At 67.2% G+C, this 24,210-nt stretch carries 28 protein-coding genes and 1 riboswitch; of the genes, 10 read left to right on the top strand and 18 right to left on the bottom strand.

The window, feature by feature from the left end; genetic code table 11:
• Nucleotides 1-2: 2 nt before the first annotated feature.
• Genes F5544_RS45975 through F5544_RS15960 form a run of 3 tightly spaced genes read right to left on the bottom strand, consistent with a single transcriptional unit; the run spans nucleotide 3 to nucleotide 1,171 of the window.
• The gene (locus F5544_RS45975) at nucleotides 3-230 is read right to left on the bottom strand and encodes a hypothetical protein (protein ID WP_203217571.1); all 228 of its coding nucleotides are present in this window, start codon (nucleotides 228-230) and stop codon (nucleotides 3-5) included.
• A gap of 6 nt (nucleotides 231-236) precedes the next feature.
• Nucleotides 237-413, bottom strand: coding sequence for a hypothetical protein (locus F5544_RS45970; protein WP_203217570.1), 177 nt, complete (start codon nucleotides 411-413; stop codon nucleotides 237-239).
• Between the two features lie 14 nt (nucleotides 414-427).
• Nucleotides 428-1,171 (bottom strand): class I SAM-dependent methyltransferase, encoded by a 744-nt coding sequence (locus F5544_RS15960; RefSeq protein ID WP_167473923.1) that lies wholly within the window; start codon nucleotides 1,169-1,171, stop codon nucleotides 428-430.
• A 121-nt stretch (nucleotides 1,172-1,292) separates the two neighbouring features.
• On the opposite strand from F5544_RS15960, the gene F5544_RS15955 reads away from it, so the two are divergent.
• On the top strand, nucleotides 1,293-1,526 hold the full coding sequence (locus tag F5544_RS15955; RefSeq protein WP_167473922.1) for a hypothetical protein: 234 nt from the start codon (nucleotides 1,293-1,295) through the stop codon (nucleotides 1,524-1,526).
• 54 nt (nucleotides 1,527-1,580) lie between these two features.
• Here F5544_RS15955 and nadC read toward each other — a convergent pair whose 3' ends face one another.
• The 3 genes from nadC to nadA are packed head-to-tail and all read right to left on the bottom strand — an operon-like array spanning nucleotide 1,581 to nucleotide 5,084.
• The gene (nadC, locus tag F5544_RS15950; RefSeq protein WP_167473921.1) at nucleotides 1,581-2,441 is read right to left on the bottom strand and encodes a carboxylating nicotinate-nucleotide diphosphorylase; all 861 of its coding nucleotides are present in this window, start codon (nucleotides 2,439-2,441) and stop codon (nucleotides 1,581-1,583) included.
• A gap of 9 nt (nucleotides 2,442-2,450) precedes the next feature.
• Nucleotides 2,451-4,037, bottom strand: coding sequence for an L-aspartate oxidase (locus F5544_RS15945; protein ID WP_167473920.1), 1,587 nt, complete (start codon nucleotides 4,035-4,037; stop codon nucleotides 2,451-2,453).
• Nucleotides 4,038-4,040: 3 nt separating this feature from the next.
• Nucleotides 4,041-5,084, bottom strand: coding sequence for a quinolinate synthase NadA (nadA, locus tag F5544_RS15940; protein WP_167473919.1), 1,044 nt, complete (start codon nucleotides 5,082-5,084; stop codon nucleotides 4,041-4,043).
• Between the two features lie 76 nt (nucleotides 5,085-5,160).
• Between nadA and F5544_RS15935 the strand changes: the two genes are divergently transcribed.
• Nucleotides 5,161-5,910: an NUDIX hydrolase gene (locus F5544_RS15935; protein ID WP_167473918.1), complete on the top strand. Its 750-nt coding sequence runs from the start codon at nucleotides 5,161-5,163 to the stop codon at nucleotides 5,908-5,910.
• A gap of 49 nt (nucleotides 5,911-5,959) precedes the next feature.
• Here F5544_RS15935 and F5544_RS15930 read toward each other — a convergent pair whose 3' ends face one another.
• Nucleotides 5,960-6,142 carry a hypothetical protein gene (locus tag F5544_RS15930; RefSeq protein WP_167473917.1) on the bottom strand — a complete coding sequence of 61 codons (183 nt, stop codon included), beginning with the start codon at nucleotides 6,140-6,142 and terminating at the stop codon, nucleotides 5,960-5,962.
• Between the two features lie 171 nt (nucleotides 6,143-6,313).
• Here F5544_RS15930 and F5544_RS15925 point away from each other — a divergent pair, with 171 nt between their 5' ends.
• The gene (locus tag F5544_RS15925; RefSeq protein ID WP_167473916.1) at nucleotides 6,314-7,747 is read left to right on the top strand and encodes an AMP nucleosidase; all 1,434 of its coding nucleotides are present in this window, start codon (nucleotides 6,314-6,316) and stop codon (nucleotides 7,745-7,747) included.
• 16 nt (nucleotides 7,748-7,763) lie between these two features.
• Here F5544_RS15925 and F5544_RS15920 read toward each other — a convergent pair whose 3' ends face one another.
• Genes F5544_RS15920 through bioB form a run of 3 tightly spaced genes read right to left on the bottom strand, consistent with a single transcriptional unit; the run spans nucleotide 7,764 to nucleotide 9,633 of the window.
• Nucleotides 7,764-8,381, bottom strand: a complete 618-nt coding sequence (locus F5544_RS15920; RefSeq protein WP_238847267.1) for a DUF2567 domain-containing protein — start codon at nucleotides 8,379-8,381, stop codon at nucleotides 7,764-7,766.
• Nucleotides 8,381-8,608 carry a hypothetical protein gene (locus F5544_RS15915; RefSeq protein WP_167473914.1) on the bottom strand — a complete coding sequence of 76 codons (228 nt, stop codon included), beginning with the start codon at nucleotides 8,606-8,608 and terminating at the stop codon, nucleotides 8,381-8,383. Before F5544_RS15915 ends, F5544_RS15920 begins: the two co-directional genes overlap by 1 nt.
• A gap of 11 nt (nucleotides 8,609-8,619) precedes the next feature.
• A complete protein-coding gene (gene bioB / locus F5544_RS15910) occupies nucleotides 8,620-9,633 on the bottom strand; it encodes a biotin synthase BioB (protein ID WP_167473913.1) in 1,014 nt (337 codons plus the stop codon).
• A gap of 134 nt (nucleotides 9,634-9,767) precedes the next feature.
• Here bioB and F5544_RS15905 point away from each other — a divergent pair, with 134 nt between their 5' ends.
• Nucleotides 9,768-10,352 carry a TetR/AcrR family transcriptional regulator C-terminal domain-containing protein gene (locus F5544_RS15905; protein WP_167473912.1) on the top strand — a complete coding sequence of 195 codons (585 nt, stop codon included), beginning with the start codon at nucleotides 9,768-9,770 and terminating at the stop codon, nucleotides 10,350-10,352.
• A 2-nt stretch (nucleotides 10,353-10,354) separates the two neighbouring features.
• Here the strand turns inward: F5544_RS15905 and F5544_RS15900 are convergent, their stop codons facing one another.
• Entirely contained in the window at nucleotides 10,355-11,524 is a 1,170-nt protein-coding gene (locus F5544_RS15900; RefSeq protein ID WP_167473911.1) for an alpha/beta fold hydrolase, read from the bottom strand.
• Between the two features lie 76 nt (nucleotides 11,525-11,600).
• A riboswitch (adenosylcobalamin (AdoCbl) riboswitch) is annotated at nucleotides 11,601-11,724 on the top strand.
• 16 nt (nucleotides 11,725-11,740) lie between these two features.
• On the opposite strand from F5544_RS15900, the gene F5544_RS15895 reads away from it, so the two are divergent.
• Genes F5544_RS15895 through F5544_RS15875 form a run of 5 tightly spaced genes read left to right on the top strand, consistent with a single transcriptional unit; the run spans nucleotide 11,741 to nucleotide 16,427 of the window.
• Nucleotides 11,741-12,772 carry a FecCD family ABC transporter permease gene (locus F5544_RS15895; RefSeq protein ID WP_167473910.1) on the top strand — a complete coding sequence of 344 codons (1,032 nt, stop codon included), beginning with the start codon at nucleotides 11,741-11,743 and terminating at the stop codon, nucleotides 12,770-12,772.
• Nucleotides 12,769-13,572, top strand: a complete 804-nt coding sequence (locus tag F5544_RS15890; protein ID WP_167473909.1) for an ABC transporter ATP-binding protein — start codon at nucleotides 12,769-12,771, stop codon at nucleotides 13,570-13,572. Before F5544_RS15895 ends, F5544_RS15890 begins: the two co-directional genes overlap by 4 nt.
• Entirely contained in the window at nucleotides 13,569-14,582 is a 1,014-nt protein-coding gene (locus tag F5544_RS15885) for an ABC transporter substrate-binding protein (protein ID WP_167473908.1), read from the top strand. Before F5544_RS15890 ends, F5544_RS15885 begins: the two co-directional genes overlap by 4 nt.
• A 50-nt stretch (nucleotides 14,583-14,632) precedes the next feature.
• The gene (locus tag F5544_RS15880; RefSeq protein ID WP_238847266.1) at nucleotides 14,633-15,343 is read left to right on the top strand and encodes a class I SAM-dependent methyltransferase; all 711 of its coding nucleotides are present in this window, start codon (nucleotides 14,633-14,635) and stop codon (nucleotides 15,341-15,343) included.
• Nucleotides 15,344-15,395: 52 nt separating this feature from the next.
• Nucleotides 15,396-16,427, top strand: coding sequence for a GNAT family N-acetyltransferase (locus F5544_RS15875; RefSeq protein ID WP_167473907.1), 1,032 nt, complete (start codon nucleotides 15,396-15,398; stop codon nucleotides 16,425-16,427).
• Nucleotides 16,428-16,447: 20 nt separating this feature from the next.
• Here F5544_RS15875 and F5544_RS15870 read toward each other — a convergent pair whose 3' ends face one another.
• The 6 genes from F5544_RS15870 to F5544_RS15845 form a co-directional block, all read right to left on the bottom strand.
• Entirely contained in the window at nucleotides 16,448-17,344 is an 897-nt protein-coding gene (locus F5544_RS15870) for a S1 family peptidase (protein WP_167473906.1), read from the bottom strand.
• Between the two features lie 430 nt (nucleotides 17,345-17,774).
• A complete protein-coding gene (locus tag F5544_RS15865) occupies nucleotides 17,775-18,323 on the bottom strand; it encodes a carboxymuconolactone decarboxylase family protein (RefSeq protein ID WP_167473905.1) in 549 nt (182 codons plus the stop codon).
• A gap of 107 nt (nucleotides 18,324-18,430) precedes the next feature.
• A complete protein-coding gene (locus F5544_RS15860; RefSeq protein ID WP_167473904.1) occupies nucleotides 18,431-19,366 on the bottom strand; it encodes a fumarylacetoacetate hydrolase family protein in 936 nt (311 codons plus the stop codon).
• Nucleotides 19,363-20,490 carry a VOC family protein gene (locus F5544_RS15855; RefSeq protein ID WP_167473903.1) on the bottom strand — a complete coding sequence of 376 codons (1,128 nt, stop codon included), beginning with the start codon at nucleotides 20,488-20,490 and terminating at the stop codon, nucleotides 19,363-19,365. Before F5544_RS15855 ends, F5544_RS15860 begins: the two co-directional genes overlap by 4 nt.
• A gap of 22 nt (nucleotides 20,491-20,512) precedes the next feature.
• On the bottom strand, nucleotides 20,513-20,887 hold the full coding sequence (locus tag F5544_RS15850; protein WP_167473902.1) for a DoxX family protein: 375 nt from the start codon (nucleotides 20,885-20,887) through the stop codon (nucleotides 20,513-20,515).
• Nucleotides 20,887-22,710, bottom strand: a complete 1,824-nt coding sequence (locus tag F5544_RS15845; RefSeq protein ID WP_167473901.1) for an FAD-dependent monooxygenase — start codon at nucleotides 22,708-22,710, stop codon at nucleotides 20,887-20,889. Before F5544_RS15845 ends, F5544_RS15850 begins: the two co-directional genes overlap by 1 nt.
• Before the next feature lie 148 nt (nucleotides 22,711-22,858).
• On the opposite strand from F5544_RS15845, the gene F5544_RS15840 reads away from it, so the two are divergent.
• On the top strand, nucleotides 22,859-23,464 hold the full coding sequence (locus F5544_RS15840) for a TetR/AcrR family transcriptional regulator (RefSeq protein WP_167473900.1): 606 nt from the start codon (nucleotides 22,859-22,861) through the stop codon (nucleotides 23,462-23,464).
• A gap of 25 nt (nucleotides 23,465-23,489) precedes the next feature.
• Here the strand turns inward: F5544_RS15840 and F5544_RS45965 are convergent, their stop codons facing one another.
• Complete coding sequence (locus F5544_RS45965; protein WP_238847265.1) at nucleotides 23,490-24,209, bottom strand: LysR family transcriptional regulator substrate-binding protein; 720 nt, start codon at nucleotides 24,207-24,209, stop codon at nucleotides 23,490-23,492.
• Nucleotide 24,210 lies beyond the last annotated feature (1 nt).

Here is a 24,210-nt window from a genome sequence, read left to right as displayed (position 1 = left end):
TTTCACGACCGCGCGGGTCTGCGGGCTTTCCAGAGTGCGGCGCAGGTGAGCAGCCAGGCGCCGACCGCGATGACGAGCAGCACATCGCCGATCGGCCAAAATGCCGGAATACCCGCTGCCGCACCGGTATTCAGGGTGGACACGGCGGTCATCCCGAGCGGGAACACGGTGGCCCAGCGGCGAATGTCGTAGCGGTTGCGCGGGCGGGCCACCTCGGCGACCAGCAGCACCAGGTATCAGGCCACGCACAGGATCAGCACGACCAGGGTCGCGATCCGCAGCGCCTCATGCGCAGCACCGGTCCACCGCGGTGCGACAACGAGTTTCGACGCGGCCAGCGCGGATATCGCCAGCGCGCCCGACGCGACCCACTGATCGCCCGCACCGGTCCACACCTGACGTAGGTCCCGCATACCGGGGCAGGGAATCAGAGATCCACGGTGATCAGGCGGTAGCCGAGGTCGAGGGTCTGCGCGTCGAGCAGATCGGCGTGCCGGGCGGCCCAGACGCCGGAGTCGAGATCCGCGCGCAGGGCCGCCAGGCCGTCTCGCATCCGCGATTCTGGAGTGAGCGCGAACATGGACGCACCGGCGCGGACGGTCTCGTCGAGGTACGCCTCGGGGCGACGCCAGTACGCGCAGGCGAACCCGTCCAGGCAGTCGTGCGGAACCGGGACCGGCGTGACCGTCGCATCGCCAAGCAGCGCGACCAGCTCCGGCACCGGAACGGCAAGGGCCGCATCGGTTTCCGCCGCGGCGGGCAGATATTCGCGCAGCAGCCAGAATTCGCGGGTGACGGTGTGATCCCAGGTGAGCAGCACGATCCGGCGGCGCGCGATCCGGCGCAGTTCGGCCAGGCCGCCCGCGAGATCGGACCAGTGGTGCACGGTCAGGATCGCCAGCGCCGCGTCGACGGAATCGGTTGGTATGGGCAGGTTTTCGGCCACCGACTGGATCGCGGGGGCCAGGCCGGGCCCGCGCTGGGCGATCATCACCGAACTCGGCTCGACCGCGACCACCGTGGTCGCGGGTTCGTACGATCCGGTGCCCGCGCCGATATTCGCGACCGAGGCCATACCGTCCAATGCGGCATCGAGCACGGCGGCGATGCGCGGATCCGGTTGGCGGGTCCGCGAATACGTGCGGCCGGTTCGGTCATAGCGGGTGCTCATCTGCGAAATCCCTTCAGGCAGAGACTGCCATAGCTACTGCCACTGTTTGTCAGGACCACGGATTCTCCCGGTCGAGATCGATAGCGTTGCCGCAGTGATCTCGATCGAAGGAGGCTTCACCGTGTTCAAGAAAATCGTCGCCGGTGCGCTCATGGTGTCCGGCATATGGGTCGGCACCGCGGCCACAGCGGCCGCGGCCGGATCATGGCACGGACCGCAACCGAGCCAGGGGCAGTGCCAGACGGCGGAGGATATGAACCACTCCAACCACGGCGGCGACCCCGGCATCGCTTACACCTGCCGATACCTCACCAACCAGCCCGAGGGCGCGGGCTGGTACTACTTCTACAGCTAACAAGCACGAAACATGCTGGCCGCCTTCACTTCTCAGCGAAGGCGGCCAGCTGTGCTACATATCCAAACCGAGATCCAGCACGCGCACCGAATGGGTGAGCGCGCCGACGGCGAAATAGTCGACGCCGGTGCGGGCGTAGTCGGCGGCCGATTCCAGGGTCAGCCCGCCCGACGATTCCAGCTTCGTCGCGGGTGCGACCGCGTTGCGCCGCTGCACGGCCGCCTGCGTCTGCCAGAGCGGAAAGTTGTCCAGCAGAACGAGTTCCACGTTCTCGGCGAGCACCGCGTCCAGTTGTTCGAGGCTGTCCACCTCGACCTCACAGGGCAGATTCGGCGCCAGTTCGCGCACCGCGCGCAGCGCGGCGACCACCGAACCGGCCGCGACGACGTGGTTGTCCTTGATGAGCGCGGCATCGCCGAGCCCCATCCGGTGGTTGACGCCGCCGCCGACCCGCACCGCGTACTTCTGCAGGGAACGCAAGCCGGGCAACGTTTTCCGGCTGTCGCGGATCGCGCAGCCGGTGCCCGCCACCGCGTCCACCCAGGCGGCAGTGGCGGTGGCGATGCCGGACAGGTGACACACCAGGTTGAGCATGGTGCGCTCGGCGGTCAGCAACCCGCGGGTCGGCGCGACGAGCCCGAGCACCGATTCACCGGGCCGCACCCGGGTTCCGTCGGGAACGCGGTCGGTGATCTCGTACTCGCCCGCGCCGATCACCTCGTCGAGCACCAGCAGCCCGACATCGAGCCCGGCGACGGTCCCCGGCTGCCGGGGCACCACCGCCGCCTTGACCACCGCGTCGGCGGGAACCGTTGCGGCAGTGGTGATATCGGGCCCATAGCGCAGGTCCTCGTCGAGTGCGGTGCGGATCAGCCGCAGCACCTCGTCGCGGTCGATATTCGGATCGAGGGTCATGGGGCACTCCTATGGCTTCGCGGGCGGCCGGGCGGCGGCGAGCTGCGGGCGACCCTCGCGGGTCAGCCGGATGGGCAGGCTCTGGCGCAGCCAATCCTCGCGGCCGGGATAGTCGGATCGGGTGTGGCAGCCGCGGCTTTCGGTGCGTACCGTCGCCGCGGTGAGCAGGGCGCGCGCGGTGAGAGTGAGCGCGGCGTCCTCCAGTGCCGAAATCTGGTGTGCCGCATCGTCGTCCGGCCGGGTGAGGGTGGGCCGCGCGGCGGCGTCGATGGCCTTGAGCGCCACCGCGAGCCCGTCGCCTTCGCGCACCACGGCGGCATGCGAGCTCATCAGCTGCTGCAGGTCCGCACGGTCGACGTAATCCCCTGCGGTGCAGGTGATTTCGGTCACTCGCGCGCGAATCCCGCGCCGTTCGGCCGCCGCGGCGCCCGCACGCTCGCCGACCACCAGACCCTCGAGCAAACTGTTGGAGCCCAGGCGATTCGCGCCGTGCAAGCCGGTGCGTGCCACCTCACCGGCGGCGTAGAGGCCGGGCACCTCGGTGCGTCCGTCCGTATCGGTGAGCACGCCGCCGCACTGGTAGTGCGCGGCCGGTGCGATCGGGATCATATCGACGCTCGGATCGATGCCCGCCGCCAGACAGGATGCGGTGATCGTCGGAAAGCGTTGTGCGAAACCGTCGATCGCGCGCCCGTCCAGATACACGTGGTCGACGCCGAGCAGCCGCATGCGGGCGGCGATGGCTCGCGACACCACGTCACGCGGCGCCAGATCACCGCGCGGATGCACACCCGCGGTGACCGAATCGCCGTTGGCGTCGACCAGCACCGCGCCCTCGCCGCGCACCGCCTCGCTGATCAGCGGCCGTCGGCCCAGCCCGCCCGGCGTGTACAGCACGGTCGGATGGAATTGCAGGAACTCGAGATCGGCGACGGCCGCCCCGGCCCGCAGTGCCAGCGCGATGCCGTCGGCGGTGGCGCCCGGCGGGTTGGTGCTCAGCGCGTACAACTGTCCGAGACCTCCGGTGGCCAGCAGCACCGCGGGGGCGTGCACCAATCCGAAACCCTTGTCGGACACCGCGATAACGCCACACACTCCGTCGGCACCGGTGACGATCTCGCAGACCGCCGCGCCGAACAGCACGGGCAGCCCGGCCGCGTTCAGCGCGCGCTGCACCTCCGCGCCGGTGGCGTCACCGCCGGCGTGAATGATGCGCCGCGCACTGTGCCCACCCTCGCGGGTGCGCGAAATCCGGCCGTCCCGGCCGAGATCGAAGACGGCGCCCAGATCGGTGAGCGCCGCGACGGCGTCGCGTCCGCCGGAGACGACGGACCGCACCGCATCGACATCACAGAGCCCGGCCCCGGCCTCCATGGTGTCCTGCAGATGCGAGTCCACCGAATCCCCGTGCGGCGCAACGACCGCGATCCCACCCTGGGCGTATTGGGTCGAGGTGTCGTTCGGCCCGCCCTTGCTGAGCGTGAGCACCCGCAGGCCGCGCAGCGATGCCGTGCGGGCGGCGGTGAGGCCGGCGACGCCGCCGCCGACCACCACCAGATCCGCCTCGGCCTCCCAGGCGATCGTCCCGATATCCATATCTCACTCACCACCACCGGGATTGCCGATCGCGATCATCCGCAGCACCGAATCACGGCCGCGCGCAGCGGTTTCCGGATCGACGTGCACCTCGTCGCGCCCCTCGGCCAGGCAGCGCAGCAGCGCGGCCGGGGTGATCATCTTCATGTATTTGCACGAGGCCCGGTCGTTGACGGCCTGGAAGTCGATGCCGGGCGCGGCCTTTCGCAGCTGGTGCAGCATGCCGATCTCGGTGGCCACCAGCACCTGATTCGATTTGGCGGCCTTGGCGGCGTCGATCATGCCGCCGGTCGAGAGGATGTGCACCCGGTCGGCAGGGAACGCGCCCTCCCCCGCCAGGTACAGCGCCGAAGTGGCGCAACCACATTCGGGGTGGACGAACAGTTCGGCACCGGGGTGGGTGCGCGCCTGCTCGGTGAGTTCGTCGCCGTTGATGCCCGCGTGCACATGGCATTCGCCCGCCCAGATGTGCATATTCTCCCGGCCGGTGACCCGTTTGACGTGCGCGCCCAGGAATTGGTCGGGCAGGAACAGCACCTCGCGATCCGGATCGATGGACGCGACGACGTCCACCGCGTTGGACGAGGTGCAGCAGATGTCGGTGAGCGCCTTCACCTCCGCGGTGGTGTTGACATACGACACGACCACCGCGTCCGGGAATTCGGCCTTCCAGGCCCGCAATTCGGCGGCGGTGATGGAGTCGGCCAGCGAGCAGCCCGCCCGCTGGTCGGGGATGAGGACGGTCTTGTCCGGGCTGAGGATCTTCGCCGTCTCCGCCATGAAATGCACGCCGCAGAACACGATGGTGTCCTCGGGGGCGTCCGCCGCGATGCGGGACAGGGCGAGCGAATCGCCCACATGGTCGGCCACATCCTGGATCTCCGGCAGCTGGTAGTTGTGCGCCAGGATCGTCGCGTTGCGTTCGCGGGCGAGTCGCTTGACCTCGTTCGCCCACTCGGGGGTCGCCTCGACGCCCGTGTATCCGCCGGGCCCGTCGAACACCTGCCCCGATAGCGGGGGCGCCTGCTTCGTAGCCGAAGTCGCCATGATGGCTCCCTTCCTCGTGCGGTCGGCGACAGCGCCGATTCGCACCAAACCAGGTTTTCGACTTATAATCGAAAACGTGCCCCATAGTAGCACCATCCACGAAACGCTCACCGCGGTGTTCCAGGTTCGCCGCTTCCCCGCCGACATCACCGCAGGTAAGAACATTTCCTCCCCGGCGGCGCAGACATTGCAACGCACCCAGCGCCCCGAATTGGCGGTACTGCTCTGGGAGCGCGCGCTCGACCCACAGAAGGGCACCTGGTCGCTACCGGGCGGTCGGTTGCGCGATGACGAGGACCTCGACACCTCCGCGCGCCGCCAGCTCGCCGAGAAGGTCGACGTGCGCGAGCTGGCACACCTCGAGCAACTCTCGGTCTTCAGCGCGCCGGACCGCGTCCCGGGACCGCGGCGCATCGCGTCGGCCTATCTGGGCCTCGTCCCGCTCACCGCCGAGCCGGAACTCCCCGGCGATACCGCGTGGCATCCGGTCTCCGCGCTGCCTGCCATGTCCTTCGACCACGGCATCGTCGTCGAGCACGCCCGCACCCGCCTCGCGGCCAAACTCTCGTACACCAATATCGCCTTCGCACTGGCTCCCGCCGATTTCACCATGTCGACACTGCGCGAAATCTATTGCGCAGCACTGGGTTACGACGTCGACACGACCAACCTGCAGCGCGTGCTCACCCGCCGTGATGTGATAACCCCCACTGGCAAGACGCGCGCCCCCGGCCGCGCGGGCGGGCGACCGGCCGCCGTGTACCGCTACACCGACTCGGGCATCCGGGTCACCGACGAGTTCGCGGCCCTACGCCCGCGTGCCTGAACCGCCTTGCGCCACAACGTAAAAGGCCCGGTCCCTCCGGACCGGGCCCTCATGCCTCCAACGCCGCCTTGCGATGCTTACTCCCCCGCCGATACCGCCGTTTGTTCGGCAGCGGCTGGGCCGCACTGCTGCGCCGCAGCGCGTCCCGCCGCCGCCAGGCGGTGAGATCGGCGCGCTCCGTTGGATTTTCGAGCGTCGCACCGCTCGGCGCGCGCTCACTCACCTTGACCATCGGACCTCCCCGTTCCGGATTTCCCGAATATAGAACGGATCAGGATAACCGGGCATTCCCGGACTCTCCACCTATTTTCGGGCCGAAGCCGAACGGGTGTGCGTCGGCGATGCGACCCGCATAGGGTCGAATCAGACCGACTAGTACTTCGAACGACCCGAAGGAGCCACCGTGCCCACCGCGCTGACCGGAGCCGAAGCGCTGGACGCCCTCGACCGGCTGTACCGGCAATCGATCGCCGCATTGCGTCAGGCGCTGGCCGAATTCGTCGAACACGGCACCCCGCCGGACCCGAGCGCGCGGGCCGCTGGACTGTTCGTCTATCCGGAACTGCGCCTGAGCTGGGATGGGGCGGAACAGCCGAAGAACAGATCGCGCGCATGGGGCCGATTCACCCGCCCCGGCAGCTACGCGACGACCGTCACCCGCCCTGACCTGTTCCGCTCCTACCTGGCCGAACAGTTGGCGACGATCGAACGGGACTACCGGGTGCGGATCGAGGTGCTGCCCTCGCGGCAGGAGATTCCGTTCCCGTACGTCATCGACGATTCGCTGGTACCGGACCGGTCGCTGAGCGCCGCCATCGCGCGGCACTTCCCGACCACCGACCTGGCGAATATCGGCGACGAGACCGCCGACGGCATATTCAATTCGGGAGATCTGTTCCCGCTCAACCACTTCGACGCGCTGCGCACCGATTTCTCGCTGGCCCGGCTGCGCCACTACACCGGGACGCCGGTCGAACATTTCCAGCCGTTCGTGCTGTTCACCAACTACAACCGCTATGTCGACGAATTCGTGCGCTGGGCCTGCGAGCGCATCGCCGATCCGGACAGCCCATACGATGCGCTGTCCTGCGCGGGCGGCGGCGTCATCACCGCCGAAAACACCGATGTACCAGGCGATCTCGGCTGGCAGAAGCATCAGATGCCCGCATGGCATCTGATGGCGCCGGGCAAACGCGGTATCACGCTGGTGAATATCGGCGTCGGGCCGTCCAATGCGAAAACCATCTGCGACCATCTCGCGGTGCTGCGCCCGCACGCCTGGCTGATGATCGGCCACTGCGCCGGGCTGCGGGAGAGCCAGGCGATCGGCGACTATGTGCTGGCGCACGCCTACCTGCGCGACGACCACGTGCTGGATTCGGTACTGCCGCCGGACATTCCGATTCCCAATATCGCCGAGGTGCAGCGCGCCCTGTACGACGCGACGAAGGCGGCGAGTGGTTTACCCGGCGCGGAGGTCAAGCGGCGGCTGCGCACCGGCACCGTGGTGACCACCGACGACCGCAACTGGGAGCTGCGCTATTCCGCGTCCGCGCTGCGGTTCAGCCTCAGCCGGGCGGTGGCGATCGATATGGAGAGCGCCACCGTCGCCGCGCAGGGCTACCGATTCCGGGTGCCGTACGGGACGCTGCTGTGCGTATCGGACAAACCATTGCACGGCGAGATCAAACTGCCCGGTCAGGCCAACCGGTTCTATGAGGGCGCGATCTCGCAACATCTCCAGATCGGCATCAACGCGGTGGAATTGCTTCGCGCGGAGGGCGACCGGCTGCATTCCCGCAAGCTGCGCACCTTCGACGAACCGCCGTTCCGCTGAACGCGACCGAAGCGGTTCAGCGAGAATCGGTTCCGGTGTTCACCCCGGCATCGCCCACCGGGCCGTACGGGGTGTACACCGGATAAGGTTCGTAAGTGCCTGCGGCGTCCGGACTTTCAGGGTCGCCGAACCAGCGGTAGTTCCCGGTGCCCAGATCCTCGGTCGGGCTGAGCACGGCGAGGAAGAACACCACCAGCGAGACCACCAGCGGCTGAATCAGATACGCCGGCCATGTGCCCAATTCCGGCGGTAGCGAAACGATCTGGCCGACGGCCGGATCGTGCGGCCGCTGATGCAGCCACTGCGCCACCTGCTCGCCGAATTTCCCCATCACCACCGCGCCCGCGAACGAGCCGACGAGCAGCGCGAGCTGCATGACCGGCCCACGCGCGCCGCGCCAGCGCCACGCCGCCGCGGCGGACAGGAACCCGGTGACCGCGCCGATCAGCAGGAAGACGGCCACCGCGTCGAATTGATGCACGCTCTCCCCCGTCAGCGCCGCGCCGCGTCCCGGCTCGACGACGAGGAATTGTTCGGCGGGCGCCAACCAGCCCCACAGCGCCCCGCCGACCGCACTGGCCAGCAGGATCGCGCCGACGATGAAAACTCCCGCTCGTACCTCGCGCGCCCCCACTAGCGCAATTCCAGTCCGGCCGAATCGATTACGCCGTGCCGGGAGCATTTGGCCCACCACCCCTCGGGGTGTACCTGCACGATCATCCGCCTGCCGCAGTGTTCGCAGTAGCGCGGCGGTTCCAGTCCCAGCGCGGCGGCGGTGGGGACCGGATTCTCGAGCCCTTGCTCGATCCGTTTGCCGGTGAACGGGTTGTAGCGCTCGTCCATACCCATGACAGTACTCATGGCACCGGAATTCACAGCGTTTCGTTGAGCGCCTTGATCGGCATTTTCAGTTCGCCGAGCAGATCCAGATCCTTTTCGGCGGGGCGGCCGAGCGTCGTCAGGTAGTTGCCGACGATGACGGCGTTGATGCCGCCGAGGATGCCCTGCTTCGCGCCGAGGTCGCCGAGGGTGATCTCGCGCCCGCCCGCGAAGCGCAGAATGGTCCGCGGCAGCGCGAGCCGGAAGGCGGCCACGGCCTTCAACGCCTCCGCCGCGGGCAGCACCTCCAAATCGCCGAAGGGGGTGCCCGGCCGCGGGTTCAGGAAGTTCAGCGGCACCTCGTCGGGCGCCAATTCGGCCAGCTGCGAAGCGAATTCGGCCCGCTGCTCCAGGCTCTCGCCCATGCCGAGGATGCCGCCGCAGCACACCTCCATACCGGCCTCGCGCACCATGCGCAGGGTGTCCCAGCGCTCCTCCCAGGTGTGCGTGGTGACCACATTCGGGAAATGCGATTTCGCGGTTTCCAGGTTGTGGTTGTAGCGGTGCACGCCCATCGCGGCGAGTTGGTCGACCTGTTCCTGGGTGAGCATGCCGAGCGAGCAGGCGACCTGAATGTCGACCTCGTTGCGAATCGCCTCGACGCCCGCCGCGACCTGAGCCATCAGCCGCTCGTCCGGCCCGCGCACGGCGGCGACGATGCAGAATTCGGTGGCGCCGGTCTTGGCGGTCTGCTTGGCCGCCTCCACCAGACTCGGGATATCGAGCCAGGCCGCGCGCACCGGGGACTGGAACAACCCGGACTGCGAGCAGAAGTGGCAGTCCTCCGGGCAGCCGCCGGTCTTGAGGCTGATGATGCCCTCGACCTCGACCTCGGGACCGCACCACTTCATGCGCACCTCGTGCGCCAACGCCAGCAGATCCGCCAGCCGGTCGTCGGTGAGCCGGAGCACCTCGAGGGTCTGCTCCATGGTCAATCCGACGCCCTGCTCTAGCACCTGCTCGCGGGCGACCGCCAGAATGTCGGTGTGGACGGGTGCCTGGGTCACTGCGCGAATCCCTTCTGGGCCGTTTCATTCAACAGCGCTGCCGTGAAACTTGAACAGCGTTCAGGCTAGGGTAGCGTCCACAGTGAGTCAAAACACGATCGCGCACGCGGCGATCAGGGAGCGGAGGAGTTCGGGTGCAGCTGCACAGGGCCGACGTCGTCGACGGCGCCATCGCCATCCTCGACCAGTACGGGCTCGCCGATCTGACCATGCGCAGGCTCGCCGGATCGCTCCAGGTGCAGCCGGGGGCGCTGTATTGGCATTTCCCGAATAAACAGGCGCTGCTCGGCGCGGTGGCCGACAAGATACTCGCGCCGATGGAGGATCCGGTCACCGCGACCGAATGGTCCGGCCAGATCGGCGAACTCGCACATCGGCTGCGCGGCTGCCTGCTCGCCTACCGCGACGGCGCCGAACTGGTCTCGGCCACCTACGCCTCCAGGCTGACCACGAGCAAGGGCCGAGAACGCTTGGTGGGCGCGGCGATTCGCGCCGGAATGCCGCGCCACGAGGCGGAGCTGGCCGGATTCACGGTGCTGTACTACGTGCTCGGCCAGACGGTCGACGAGCAGTCGCGGATGCAGATGGACTCCGCGGGCGCCCTCACCGAGGATGCCTCGCCGCTGTACGAAACACCCGATGCCACCGCACGTTTCGATTTCGGGTTGCAGCTGTTCATCGCCGGTGTGCGGCATCTGCTCGGCGAGCGGGTGCGCTGAATTCAGTGCGGTCCGGCCGCGTTGCCGCTCGCGTTCCGCATTTGCAGCTGATACCGCTGGACGAACGGCAGGATCTGATTCTCGATGATGTCGTTGTACTCCACCGGACGCGAGATCGGGTTGGCGTGACCCCCGGTCCTGGTGAATGCCACGAGCAGGGTGCCGTTCACCCCGCCGGAGATATCGATCAGCACCCGGTGTGAGTATTCGTCGTCCACCACCATATCCCGGTCCGGATCCCGCGGGCGGATGAAAATGATTGCGGGGCGCGGCTTTCCGTCCAGCGGGCGGGCGAGCGAGCGCAGGTCGTCCGCCGCGCCGCCCGCCACGATGGCGGCGAACTGGGCCTCGATCAGGCCGTTGCTCGCCACGTCGCGGGACAGGATCTTATCCCGCAGTATCTCCACCTCGACATCGCGCAGCGCGCGAAACCCGATGTCGGGCAAGCCTTCCGGGCTCACGCCCAGGAAACGGTCGCGGCGCGCATAGGTTTCCGCGAGTATCCGCAGCAGCCGGCTCTCCCGCGCGCCGGGCAGCCAACCCGCCCAGCGCACCAGATCCTCTCCCGCGCTGCGACTCTCCGGGCGCACCGCGTTCAGGTCCACCGGCGTGCAGTCCAGCATGACGCCGACCAGCCTGCGATCGCTCTCGTTGCGGATGTGCTTGGCCACCTCCAGCGCGATCACCCCACCCATGCTGTGGCCCATCAGCACAATGTTTTTCAGCGCCGCCTGCTCGGCGGCACGGACGATCAGGTCGGCGATGACCTTGGTGTCGATACCTTGATTGTCGTAGCGGATCGCCCACACCATCCCGATCTGGTCGAGTGCGGGCAGGGCCGCGGCCGTACTGGTGGCGTCGAGATTTCCGAGCCCGACCATATCGACGACGACCGTATCCCAGTTCTTCGGATCGGCGGGCGTGTTGACGGCGATGATGGACGGCCGGGTGCGGGCCAGGCGTTCCCGCTCCGGGTTGACGTCGGCGGTCCAGTAGTAGCCGACCACGATGAGCACGGCCAGCATCAGCGCGGCAACCCGCAGTAGTGCCAGTCGGGTGCGGCGCAACCGGTGCCAATCGTGTCCGATGCGGGTTTCCCGCAGGCGGGCCCGGCGACGCGCGTCATCCCAATCGCTGACGGTGGACGGGTGCCGCTCGTCCATCGGCAACATGTCTTCAGGGTATGGATGGGTCGGAGAGCTCGCCAAAAGCCCCCGGTGTGTCGCGGAAATCCAACCGGCCGGTAGAGTTCGGGCGTCATTATCGGCGGGTGCGGGAATCCGGTTCGAATCCGGAACGGTCGCGCCACTGTGATCGCCCACGGGCGAAAGTCAGACCTCCCCCGCCGAAACGAACTCGAAAGGCCGCGATTTGCCTGTGGAGCCGCGATGATCCGCGTCCGGACATCGATCGCCCTGACCGTGCTGGCGCTGCTGCTGATCGCCGCGATGGTGGCCGCCACCGGATTCGGCGCCGAAACCCTGCCCGTCCGATCCGTCGTCGACGTGCTCGCGCATCGGTTGACCGGCCGCACACCCGCCGATCCCGGACTGGACACCATCGTGTGGCAGCTGCGGGTGCCGCGCACCGTGCTCGCGGCGATCGTCGGCGCGGGTCTGGCACTGGCCGGTGCGGCCATGCAGACACTGGTGCGCAATCCGCTGGCCGATCCGTATCTGCTCGGGGTGTCCTCCGGCGCCGGCGTCGGTGCGGCGGCGGTGATCACCACCGGCTTGTTCGCGAGCGCTGAGGTGTGGGCGCTGTCCGGCGGCGCGCTGGTGGGGGCGTTCGCGGCGGCGGCGCTGGTATTCCTGATCGCCGTCGCGCAGGGCGGTTTGACGCCGCTGCGGCTGGTGCTCACCGGCACCGTCCTCGGCTCGGCCTTCGCGGCGTTCAGCAGCTATCTGATTTTCCGCAGCGCCGATCCGGCCGCCGCGCAATCGGTGCTGTTCTGGCTGCTCGGCAGCCTGTCGGGCGCGGACTGGACGCGGATCGCGCTGCCGCTCGGCGTTGTCGCGGTGAGCGCGGCGACGCTGTGCCTGGCCGGTGGCTGGCTCGACGCGCTGCATCTCGGCGCGGATACCGCTGCGGCGGTGGGGGTTCCGGTGCGTGAGCTGCGGATCGGACTGTTCGGGCTGCTCGCGGTGCTGGTCGGCGTGCTCGTCGCGGTGTCGGGTGGCATCGGGTTCGTGGGGTTGGTGGTGCCGCACGCCACCCGGCTGCTGGTCGGGCCGCGACACCGGAGCCTGCTGCCGGTCTGCGCGCTCTGCGGCGCGTTGTTCCTCGTGATCGCCGATGCCGCCGCCCGAATCCTGGTGCGGCCGACCGAGATTCCGGTGGGCGTGCTGACCGGGTTGATCGGTGCGCCCGCGTTCCTGGTGCTGCTGGGACGGCGGCAGTACCGGTTCGGCGCGGCATGATCTCCAGTGCCGCACCGGAACCGGCCGAGATCACGGTGGATGGACTGGCCTGCGCGGCCGGGCGGCGAACCGTGCTGTCCGGGGTGTCGTTCACGATTCGGCCCGGTGAGACGATCGGCATCGTCGGCCCCAACGGCACCGGCAAATCGACGTTGCTACACGTCCTGGCGGGCGTGCGGAAACCGGCGCTCGGCCGAGTGCTGGTGAACGGTCAAGTGCTGCACGACCTTTCGGGCAGACAGCGGGCACGCACCGTCGCACTCGTCGCGCAGGACGAGCAGCCGCCGACGGACCTGCTCGCGGGTGAGGTCGTCGCGCTCGGCCGCACACCGTATCTGCCGCCGTGGGGCGCGGGGTCGCGGCGCGAGCGCGCGATGGTGGCCGAGGCGCTGGCGGCGGTCGATCTCGCCGGCTTCGCCGACCGGCCGGTGCACCGGCTCTCCGGCGGTGAGCGGCAGCGGGTGTTGTTGGCGCGGGCCCTGATTCAGGAAACGCCGGTGCTGCTGCTGGACGAGCCGACCAACCACCTGGACATCACGCACCGGTTGGAACTGCTCGCCGCGGCCCGCGACCTCGACCGCACCGTCGTCATGGCGCTGCACGAGCTGGCGCTGGCCGACCGGTACTGCGACCGGATCCTGGTGCTGCACAATGGCGCCGCCCATCCGCTCGCCCCACCCGAGACGGCGCTGCGACCGGAGGTGCTCGACACCGTCTTCGGAGTGCGCGCACTGCGCGTGCCCGAACCGGATACCGGCGCAAGCCATCTCATCATCACGGCACGGGAGGCCAGATCATGAAACGCATACCCGTACTGCTCGCCATCGCGCTGATCCTGACCGCATGCGGCGGGCAATCGACCGCGGCAGGCACGCTGACCGTTCGCAATTGCGATGCGGAACAACGCTTTCCGGTCGCCAAACGGATGTTCGTCAACGACGGCAACCTGATCTCGATGACGCTCGCACTGGGCGCGACCGATTCCGTGGCGGCGGTGTCGAGCCTGCAACGCGATGCGGAAACCCTGCGCAGGCACTACGGTCCCGCCGTCGACGCGTTGAAATCCGTTGCCCCCGGGTATCCGTCGCTGGAGACCGTGCTTGCCCAGCGGCCGGATGTCATGGTCGCGGGCTGGAGCTACGGATACGACGAGGCCAAGAACCTGACCCCGGACACATTGCGCAAGCAGGGAATCGCCGCCTACGTACTTACCGAGAGCTGCCGTCAGCACCCCGGTGAGCGCCAGCGCGGGCTGGTCGAGCCGTGGACCGCGCTGCGCACCGACCTGACCAACCTCGGCGCGATCACCGGCCGCGCCGAACGCGCCAGCGAACTCACCGCCGACCTCGATCGCAGGCTGGCCGCGCTGCGCGCCGCGCCGCAGGCCGAGCGCCGCCCGAACATCTTCCTGTTCGACAGCGCGAGCGATTCGATCATGTCCAGTGGCGATTACGGTGCGCCACAGGCGATCCTGGAGGCCGCGGGCGGGCGCAACGTGCTCGCCGACGTGCCGGACACCTGGGTGAAGACATCCTGGGAACGGCTTGCCGCGGCCGATCCCGACGCCATCATGTTCGTCGACTACCCACCCCAGTCCTTCGCCGAGAAGGTCGCACTGCTGCGCGCCAAACCGGGTATCAACCGACTGCGCGCGGTAACCGAGAACCGCTTCCTCAACCTCCCCTACGCCATGTGGACCAGCGGCCCACTCAATATCGACGCCGCCGAACAGATCCGCAAACAACTCGAACACTGGAATCTGGTGCCGCCCTCCACCATCGAACCCCGCGCCGACGACGTCATCCGCTGACGGTGCTCCGATTCCGCCCGCCACCGTCGAATCGGCGCAAAGATGGTGGGGTGCCGCCCGATTCCCGCCGCCTGCTCGACGATGCCGCGCTCGAACGATCATCGGTCGTCGCGAACAACGCGATGAACCGCGGCCGCGGGCTGTCCGGACCGAACAGCTACGCCAAGGAACTCGGCTTCGACCCTTATCAGCGGCTCGTCGAAACCAATTGCGCCGCACCGGCTTCCACAGTGACCTGGATCGACGTGTGCTGCGGATCCGGGCGGGCACTACTGACGGCCGAGGAGCGCTTCGCGAGTGAACTGCCCGACGCCGACGTGCGGTTGCTCGGAGTCGATCTCGTCGACTACTACCTGGCCCCGCCGCGCACGTCCCGGCTTCGCTTCAGCACGACCCCAGCCACGACCTGGCACCCGGACGGGCCCGCCGACCTGGTCACCTGCGTACACGGATTGCATTACATCGGCGACAAACTCGCACTGCTCGCAGCCATGGTGAGTTGGCTTGCCCCACATGGCACTTTCACCGCCGATTTCGACCCGGACACCATCCGGCACGCGGACGGTTCCTCGGCGGCCAGCCGGGTACTGGCCGTACTGCGTGCGGCAGATCTGACGTATGACCGCCGCCGCCACCGCATTTCGAGCCGCGGCCCGCGATCCATACGCTTCCCGGCCACCTACCTAGGTGCCGACGATCGGGCCGGACCCGGTTACACCGGCCAACCCGCGGTCGCGTCGTATTATGAATGGCAGCCGTAATCCTTTGGCCACCATTCAAATTCAGGGTCGGTCGGAAATATGGGGGGACCTTGTGAAGGCAAGTGCGGAAATCAGCGAGTTCGACGCGAACCAGGCGAGCGATGCGGATCTCGCCGACTATCACCGCCTCGTGCTGGCCAGCTCTGCGCTGGACAAGCCGGATCAGCCGCCCATGGACCGCGCGACCGCCGTCGGGGATTTGCAGAATCCACCGGCCGCCTACCGGCCACCGAGATACTGGGCAGCGCACGCGGCAGGCAGGCTGGTCGGATTCGCCAGGGTCGGATTCCTCGGCGCGGAGAATACCCATCTCGGGATAACCGAGATCATGGTGCATCCCGAGTTCCGTCGCCGGAGAATCGGCACCGGATTGCTGGCGACCGTCGTGTCGGCATTGCGCGCTGACGGGCGGAGGCTGATACAGGGCTGGGCGGTGCCACAGGGTGGTGCCGGTGCTCTCTGGGCCGCCTCATTGGGATTCCGGCAAGTGCACTCCGCCGTGTCGCAGCGGCTGGTGTTCGCGGAGGTGGACTCGTCGATATGGGAGGTGGACACGCCTCCCGGATACCGGCTGGAACGCTGGATAGGTGCCGCACCCGAGAAGTTGGTGACGTCATATGCGCACGCGAAGGGCGCGATCCTCGACCTGCCGGGCTGGGACCTGATGGGATATCAGATCCCGGATTGGACGGCAGGGCGGGTGCGCCAGGAGGAGGCCCACCTTCGGGAGATGGGCATAGAGACGCGGGTGGTCGTCGCGGTGTCCGAGGAAACCGGCGCGGTGGCGGGCATCACGGAATTGATGCTGTACCCGCATAATTCGGATCAGGCGCGCCAGGGCGATACCGCAGTGCTGGCCGAGCACCGCGGGCACGGGCTGGGCCGGTGCATGAAGGCTCGGATGGTGCGGTGGGTGGTGGCCGACAAACCGCGGCTGAAGTGGATCATCACCTCGTCGGCCACCACCAACAGCCAGATGATCCGGGTCAACCACCAGATCGGGTACCGGACTGTCCGGAATATCGTCACGGTCGAACACGACGTTGCCACACTGGAATCGGAACTCCAGAACCGCAAGCCGTGATCAGCGGGATTCGGTCCGGCTCAACGTTCTTCGCGCGTGAACAATGTCAGCCCGGGGTTTGCCTCCAGCACCGGACGAATCGGCTGAATGACGATATTGTTGCTGGTGGCCCCCGAGTTTATGGAAACGATACCCAGCGCTTTGGTTCCGCTGATGACCGGTGAGCCCAAATCGCCGGGCAGCGTCAGAAAGCCGACCGTCGCAGCGGCTACGTGCTCGAGATTTCGCCCGGGTGATCGGCGGCGCGCTGGATTGACATCTACCTTTGTCACTGTGCCGCAGGTGAATCCGGAGATCGGGCTGGCTCTGCAAATGGGTGCGCCGACTACGGGGTCCGCGATACCGTCGATCGCTATCGATGTGCCCGTGCCGACTCCGATGAGGTTGTTGCGGAAGCGATTTCCGACCGCTTCATCGAGGCGCAGGATCCCGTAATCGAGCGGCACATCGATCGGTGGGGTACGCAGGATCCCGATCCGGGGACCGAGCGGGGAGGTGGCGAACTGCCCGGCTGTGGCCGGTAATACCCAGGCCACATTGGGGTCAGGAGGGGCATCGGGTGGTGCGGGTATCGGGATGAACGGGGTGCCCGGCGGGTCCGGCGGCCCGGTCCGATCGCAATGGGTGCCGGTGATGGCGATGGCGTTGCCGTCTCGGTCGGTGCCGTTGAAGGCCGTCACACAGAAGCGGGAAACTATCCGGTCACGGATGGTGTAGAAGTAGGTCCCGCCCAGCACTTCGGGCTCGGAAGCCGCTACGGGGCTTGGCATTTCGTCGCTGGCCGCCGCGACATCGTCGGCGATCGGGGTGGCGTCCGCGCCTGCCGCCGAATTCTGGGACGCTGTTTCGACGGTGAACCCCGCGGCCTCGGTGGCAGCGCGTGCCGCATCGCTCGAGGATCCGCCGGTGAGCGTCACGACCGGGCGTCCGGCCTTGTCGAGGTGCACGCCCCGCACGACCGTCGGATAGCTTGCGCGCGCGGTTCTTTCGAATTCGGCCAGTCGCTGGGCGGTGTCGGCGCGTTGCAAATATTCCGGAAAGGTCAGCGCAAGATCGCGGGACAGCGCCGTCACCAGATCATTCGGTGCTATCCCGGCGGGCGGGCCCGCGGCCGCCACCGGGATCGCTTCCGGACCGAACGCGAAAAGCGTTGCGCAGCCGACTATCACCGCTCGTTTCGCAACGGACCGACCCATCGCCTGACCCTCCGGTACGGGTATGGAATGGCTGCGGGTGCAGATTCCGCACACAAGCGTATGGTCGCCGACCACCGAAATCGGTTGGCCCGCCATCAGTTTCGGGTAATTTCCCGATAACCGGATCGATGGACGCTGCGCCCGTTACGGATTAAGCGCTGCGTGGTTCCGGGAGGGCGCAGGCCATACCGTCGGCCATGCCGGTGGGGCGGACGCCGAGAGCCTGGTTCAGGCGGGCTCGCTGATTCTCCCAGGCGATGGTGGCGGCCAGCTCGGCGAGTTGGCCCTTGGACAGGTGGGTGAGCAGTTCGGTGCGCAGGTCCGCGATATCGAGGGGTGGTGGGGTGGCGGTGGCCGCTTCGGCGTAGGCGAGCACCAGTTTCTCGAGCTCGCTGTATGCGTCGCTGGATTTGTATTTCGGCAGGTCGGTGATCTGGCGCTCGGACAGCCCGGCCGAATTCGCCAGGGCCGAACCGATATCCAGGCAGAATTCGCAATTCACCAACCCGGCCACCTTCAGCTCGGCCAACTCCTTGAGCCGCGGCTCGAGCCGGTTGGAAAACATCAGCACGGTTTCGTACACCATGGTGCCGATCAACACCTGCGGCCTGCGAATCAACCATCCGGCCAGATCGGTTCGGTTGCGCCGCGCACTCCCGAACGCCTTCAGATAGTGCCAAAGCCTTTTCAGCGCTCTCACTTCCGCGCTCCCCTTTACTTCTCGCGGTATCGTCTCCCCGATCCTACGACGTAACGACAGTCTGTAGTAGAGACTTCGGGAAACTCAGGCGCGCGCCGGGCACGTGCTCATGTGTAGGTGACGGTGTTGCGTTGGGTGCCGAGGTCGATGGCACCATCGTCGGTGCCGATCCGGGATTCCACGACATCACCGTGCTGCAGGTAATCGAGCTTGCGGGCCTGGCGCTTGACGAACGCTTTCCATTTCACCGCCGGTGGCATGAGGGCGGCGAGGATTTCGACCGGTTTGGGGGGCGCGCTCAGCGCAGTGCCTGCGGGTGTGCCGGTAAGGATCAAGTCACCGGCGGCGAGGTCTTGGAAACGGCTGAGTGACTGCAATGCCTGTAGCGGGTGGTAAATGATGTCGGCGCCGACAAGGGAGTTTTGGCGCAGTTCGCCGTTGACGCGCAGTTGTAGCCGCAGATCGTCGAACCGTTCGAACTCATCACCGGACAGCAGGACCAGCGCCGGTCCGACCGGCGTGAAGCTGGGATAGGACTTCGCTTCGTAGAACTGGGTCTGGGGTAGCTGAATGTCGCGGGCGGAGATGTCATTGGTGACCACGAGGCCGGCGACGTAGTCGGCCAAATTCGATTCGGTGATCGTTGTGCCGACGGGGATGTCGCGGCCGATGACCAGCCCGATCTCGACCTCGTAGTCGAGCAGCCGGACGTGCGGAGGTTTGACGATCCGGTCGAACGGACCGGTGATCGATGCCGAGGACTTGCGAAAGAAGGTCAGTGGCACGGTTTTCGGGTTCATCCCGGCGTCGATGACATGCGAGGTGTAATTCGTCATCTGGGCGACTACCCGGCACGGCGTGGTGACCGGTGACCGCCACTCGAGGCCGGCCACGGGCACGGGGTCGGCGGTGCGGGCGGCGGCGATCGCGGCGCGATCGGCCAGCAGGTCGGCGGTTGTCGTCGCGGTGGTGTCGATTTCGAGTGCGCCCGCGGGCGTATCGACCCACCAGGCGTCGGCGGTGCGCAGGATGGAGATGGTCATGAGGTGGCGACTTTCAACAATCCGCGGAGGCGATACAGGTCGAATTCGTTGTTCGCGGTCAGCGCCGTGAGCACCGAACGGGCTTCGTCGCGCAGATGGTGGGGGGTGGTGCCGAGGAAGTCACGGGTGGCGGGTGGACCCCACTGGGCCAGACCGGAAGCGGTGAACGGCGCCCAGCCGGGTTCGAGGGTGTTGTCGAACATGTCGCCGTCGGTGAAGTGCTCGACGAGCAGGCCGTCGGGGTCGCGCCAGTAATCGAAGATCTGGCTGCCCTGAATATGGCGGCCGATGCCCCAGGAGCGTTGGTAGCCATGGTCTTTCAGGTATTCACCGCCCGCGGCCAGCGCGTCGATGTCGGACACCTGATAGGCCGAATGCAGATACCGGTTCGCCGGCCCCAGGGCAAGGGCGAGGGTGTGGTGATCGGCCGGGGTGGCGCCGCGGTCGCAGCGCAGGAAACTCATCGCCGGGCCGCGGTCGCGCTGGCCGGGAAAGAACAGGAAGTCGCTGACGATCATCCCGAGGGTGTCGAGATACCAGTTGAGCGCCGCGAGGTATCGGGTGCTCTGCAGCACCACGTGCCCGAGCCGCTGCACCGTGGTCGGTACTCGTGGCGGCCGCTGTGTGGTGTTGATACGGCTCACGTCGTGACCTGCGTTGAAGGTGTGCGCTCGCTGCGCCGTCAGCGCTGGCAACGGGTGTGTTCCGGCGACGACACGCACCGGCATGCCGCTCGGGTCCACGAGATCGACGCTCATCCCGCCGATCGACTCCGGCAGCCGCCGGGTCCGGCCGCCGGTGGCATCGGCCAGCCGCAACAGGTCGGAGTCCGCGGCGGCGGTGAAGGCCACTCCGCGGAAGCGGGTATCGCCGCGATGGACGATCGCACAGGGTGCGCCGGGATCGGCGCCCCGCAACCGCAGTTCGCTGTCGGTTCGTGCGGCGGTGGCGAAACCGAAGGCGTTGGCGAACGCCTCGGCCCGCGCGAGGTCGGGCTTGTCGAATTCCAGCCACGCGATGTCACGCACCTTGATCACCGGATTGCGGGACCGGCCCGGGTGTTCACCCTTGCGCGCGCCCTGCTCGCTGTGCAGATCGGTGTGGGCTCCGGCGATATCACTCATCTGTGCGCCTTCCTTCCAGCGATCAGAACGCATAAGGGCCGAACCGCCCCCAGGCCACGGCCACCGCCATCACGGCCAGCACAAAGTTGCCCTCTATCTGGACGTACTCGCCGCGGCGGGCGTGCACGGCGATCGCACCCATCATGACAACACCGACGCCGACGGCAGCGATCGGCGTGAGGATCGGCGCGATCCCGGTGATGGCGGGCGCGATCAACCCGATCGCGCCGAGCGCTTCCACCAGCCCCAGCGATTTGACGACCGGGGCGGGCACCGCGTTCACCCAGTCGCCGAGATTGTCGGCGAGCGCGGCGCGCGGCGCGAGGAGTTTGTACAGTCCGGCGGCCGCGAAGACGGCTGCGAGCACGCTTTGCAGTACCCAGAGCCAGATATTCATCACGGCGAGCCCTCCATGGTGCGGGTGATCGGTATGACGGTGCCCGACTTGCGAATTCGGCTCACGGACTCGACCAGGCGCAGGCCCTTCGTCCCTGCGGGGTCGGCGCCGCGGACGCGGTCGAGAATCCGGTCGGGCCGCTCCGGGGAGGCAGTGCCGCGCCAGGCGACATGGTGATCGGGCCGGATGAGGACCAGGTCGCGTTCGTAGAGGCGGCGAGTGTGCTCGTCGCGGACATCGCGGACGGTCAGCGGCATGCCACGGTCGGCGGCCGCGGTCACCCAAGCCCGCACATCCAGGTTGTCGTTGAATCGCAGCAGGGTGAAACCCAGCCCGAACATGTCGAACAGCGCCGTGCCGTCGGGCAGGAACACACTCGGTGGCCGCGCCCCCGGCCGTGTGCCGGGGGTGTAGCGGTGCGGAAGGTCTACGGTGGGTGGTTGCGGTTCGGTGCAGATGATCGGCGAGCTGTCGTAGCGATAGCCGAATTCGATACCGTCTGCCTCGTTTTCGAGGTTGCCCAGGTCGAGGATCTCGCGGCCGAGGCGGTGGCGGGACCGGTCACCGGACCAGCCCTGATCGTGAACCGCCCGGCGGTACGCGGTTCCGATCGCCAGCCGCACCAGGGTGTGCCGCGCCGATGCCTTCCGATTACGTATCGCGACCGCACGACGCTCGATCCCGTAGGCCGGCAACAGATCCCGGCCACCCCAGCCCTGTAGGACCGCGGCCAGCGCCCAACCCAAACCTGCTGCATCACCGACACCGGTGTTCATGCCATACCCGCCGGCGGGCACCACCTGGTGCGCGGCGTCACCGGCCAGCCACACCCGCCCGCGCCCGTAACTATCGGCCAGCGACAACCGCGGCCGCCACGCGTTGGCCAGGATTATCCTGCAGTCGAACCGCATACCCAGCCGCGCGAACAAGAACTGCTCGGGATCGATCCCCTCGGCGTTCACACCGGCACCGATCGGGGTGTGCAGCGTCCAGGTGTCGCGGTCGTTCTGTGAGATCAGTGTCCAACCCTCCGGCGACTGGGTGCGCCAGACCTGGCCGAATCGCTCGAGCAGAGCTCTGTCCGGTGAGGTGAAATGAATCAGATATACCCGTCCGTCCATCGGTGGCTTCCGCTCGCCGACGAACGCGCGGATCGCCGCGGGCACCAGATGCCGCAGCCCGAGCTCGCGCACCGCGAGCAGACGCAGCTCGATGTCATCGAGCCCGATACCGAGTTCGCGACGCACAACGCTTCCCGCGCCGTCACAACCCGCCAGATACTGCGCGCGGACCCGGCGGGTCCGCCCGGTCGCCGAGCAGCCGATGACCGCATCGACACCATCGGCGTCCTGGATAAACGACCGCAGCCCCCAGCCGTAGCGGATATCGATCCCGGCGCGGGTTTGCAGAATCGCCTTCAATGCCGGTTCGAGCAGCGCCTGCGAGGCCCGCATCGGTGGCTCCAGGGCCATGGTGCCGTCGTTACGCTCACGAATGAGCGCGCGCCGCTCGGCGACCGTCGGATAACGAAACCGCGCCAGCTCCCATCCGCTCAGCTTGGTCACCCATGACACATCGAACGAATGATCCTCCGGCACAGCGACTTCGCGTATTTCATCGGCCACGCCCAACTGACGGAACAACTCCATGCTGCGGCCGTTGGTGATGTCCATCTTCGGATGGGTTGTCGTCGACGGATTGCGCTCCACCAGCATCGCCGCCACCCCGTGTCGCGCCAGGGTCAACGCGAGCACGAGTCCGACCGGACCCCCACCGGCGATCAGCACCGGTACCTGCTCGATGTCCGTGGTCACAGTACTCATCCGATGTCCTTCCATCGCGGTACCCACATCGATTGAACATCTATGTTCAATATAAGTCAAACGTGTCCAATGAGGTATGTTTCAGCCGGAAATTGGACATGGTTGTACCTTCACGGGGTACGGTCATGACGGGCAGACAGGGACGGTGATGACAACTCCGACCGACCAACGGATACGTGCCGCCGCAGTGCGCCTATTCACCGAAAAAGGCACCGACAGCGTCACTCTGAGCGAACTGGCCCAGGAAGCCAACGTCGCGCGAGGCACCCTCTACCGCAATATCGGCTCGATGGACACGCTGTTCGAACGCGTCGTCGCCGACCTCGGCGAGAACATGCATCGTCGCGTCGCCAAAACCTTCGCCGATATCGACGATCCGGCTGCACGGCTGGCCACCGGCATCCGGCTCTGGGTGCGTTACGCCCACGACCACCCGCAATTGGGCCGATTCGCCGTGAAATTCGGACTCACCGCCGAATCGCTGCGCATTATGATGACGGGCCCGCCCGCCGCAGACATTCACGCCGGCGTCGAGGCAGGCCGCTACGCCATCACGGCCGCGGAAATCCCCACCGTCATCTCGCTCGTCCTCGGCGCCACCATCAGCGCGATGTGGATGGTCCTGGACGGCCACCAAACCTGGCGCACCGCCGGATCCGCCACCGCCGAACTCGTCCTGCGCGCCACGGGAATCGACCCTGCCGAAGCACGACAACTCAGCACCGTCGAACTACCCGATCTGCCGACCGACTGACCCGACGGCCCGGAGCACAATCGTCTCAGGTGCGGAATGTCCGGTCATCGGGTCGATTCTCGATCGAATTCATATTCCGCAGCAGTCTGCGTGCCACGGACTCACCGTGTGAATTATCGGTTCGCCATAAAAGAAACACCTCGAGGTCGACCACGAGATCTTCGATCGGAATTATTACGAATTCGGGTGGATCGCCGACATTGAGCAGATCGGCGGATATCGGGCAGAGCGTGATTCCCCGGGTCTGACGCAAGCCGACGAGGATACTGGTTATACCGTTGAATCGCCGGCCGGGTTTATCGCGTACTCCGGCTCGTCGCAGCGTTTCGATGGCGGCCCGAACCTGGGGGAATTCCCAATGGGCCGGTCCGCGTATGTAGAGATAATCGCGTAGATCGGCCAGCGTCAGCGTGCTGCGCCCGGGGAAATTATTGACGTCTGTCACGATGCCCAGTCGTTGCGTTGCCACGGTTACGGCGGTGAGCTGTGGCTGATCCGCGGCGTCCGAATAGGAGAGCGCCAAGTCGATTTTGCCGTCCGTCAGCTGGTGTGACATGTCCGCCGAAGTCATCTGGGATACGTCGATGTCGACACCGGCATCGGTCGCGGCGGCCGCCAGCTTGCGGCGCAGCGCGCCGTCGACAACCTCCGGTATGGCCAGGCGTGCGATATCCGTCGCCGGGTCGGGGGCGGCGCGGGAGGGCAGGGCAGGGCATCGAAGTCGGCAATGAGCTGCCTCGCCCACG

It is taken from the genome of Nocardia arthritidis (assembly GCF_011801145.1).
Lineage (GTDB): Bacteria > Actinomycetota > Actinomycetes > Mycobacteriales > Mycobacteriaceae > Nocardia > Nocardia arthritidis_A.
Note: the sequence above shows the minus strand (reverse complement) of the source record. Positions and strands in the feature narration are given on the sequence as shown.